1 protein-coding gene is annotated in these 1,182 nt (G+C 70.0%); it reads right to left on the bottom strand.

Features of this window, described 5'->3' with window-relative positions; genetic code table 11:
- A partial coding sequence (locus ABEA26_RS36000; protein ID WP_425587962.1) for a maltotransferase domain-containing protein occupies nt 1-1,182 on the bottom strand: 1,182 nt, incomplete at both ends.

Genomic DNA, 1,182 nt, shown 5'->3' with positions numbered 1-1,182 from the left:
CTCGCGCCGGATGGTGTTGAGGCGGGTGATGAGGGGGGCGATGGTGCGGCCCTCGCGTGCGGCGGCGGCCCAGTCGCGGGGTTTGAGCTGGTATTTCTCGGAGTCGAGGTATTCCTCGCTGCCTTCGCGCAGGGGGGTGTTCTCGCAGAGTTCGTAGCCGCTGTAGATGCCCCAGGTGGGGGAGAGGGTGGCGGCGAGGACGGCGCGGACCTCGAAGGCGGGGCGGTGGCCGTGCTGGAGGTGGGCGTGCAGGATGTCGGGGGTGTTGGTGAACAGGTTGGGCCGCATGTAGGAGGCGGCGTCGCCGGTCAGTTCGGTGAGGTACTCGGTGAGTTCCTGTTTGGTGTTGCGCCAGGTGAAGTAGGTGTAGGACTGCTGGAAGCCGATCTGGGCGAGGGTGTGCATCATCGCGGGGCGGGTGAAGGCCTCGGCGAGGAAGATGACGTCGGGGTCGGTGTGGTTGATCTCGCCGATGACCCGCTCCCAGAAGGCGACGGGTTTGGTGTGGGGGTTGTCGACGCGGAAGATCCGTACCCCGTGGTCCATCCAGTGGCGCAGGACGCGGACGGTCTCGGCCGCGATGCCGTCGGGGTCGGCGTCGAAGGCGAGGGGGTAGATGTCCTGGTACTTCTTGGGCGGGTTCTCGGCGTGGGCGATGGTGCCGTCGGGGCGGTGGTGGAACCACTCGGGGTGTTTGTGAACCCAGGGGTGGTCGGGGGAGCACTGGAGGGCGAGGTCGAGGGCGACTTCCAGGCCCAGGCCGGTGGCCCGGTGGACGAAGTGGTCGAAGTCGTCGAGGGTGCCGAGGTCGGGGTGGATGGTGTCGTGGCCGCCTTCGGGGGAGCCGATGGCCCAGGGGACGCCGACGTCGTCGGGGGTGGCGGAGAGGGTGTTGTTGCGGCCCTTGCGGTGGGTGGTGCCGATGGGGTGGACGGGCGGGAGGTAGACGACGTCGAAGCCCATCGCGGCGATGGCGGGCAGCCGGCGGGCGGCGGTGCGGAAGGTGCCGTGGGGCCGCTGGGGGGTGCCCTCGGAGCGGGGGAAGAACTCGTACCAGGCGCCGTACAGGGCGCGTTCGCGTTCCACGAGCAGGGGCAGCGGATCGGAGGTGGTGACCAGCTCTCGCAGCGGATGCCGGGCCAGCACCGCGTCCACCTCGGGCGTCAACGCCGCCGCCAGCCG

Origin of the sequence: Streptomyces marokkonensis, from assembly GCF_039539045.1 — a bacterium.
GTDB classification, from domain to species: domain Bacteria; phylum Actinomycetota; class Actinomycetes; order Streptomycetales; family Streptomycetaceae; genus Streptomyces; species Streptomyces marokkonensis.
Note: the sequence above shows the minus strand (reverse complement) of the source record. Positions and strands in the feature narration are given on the sequence as shown.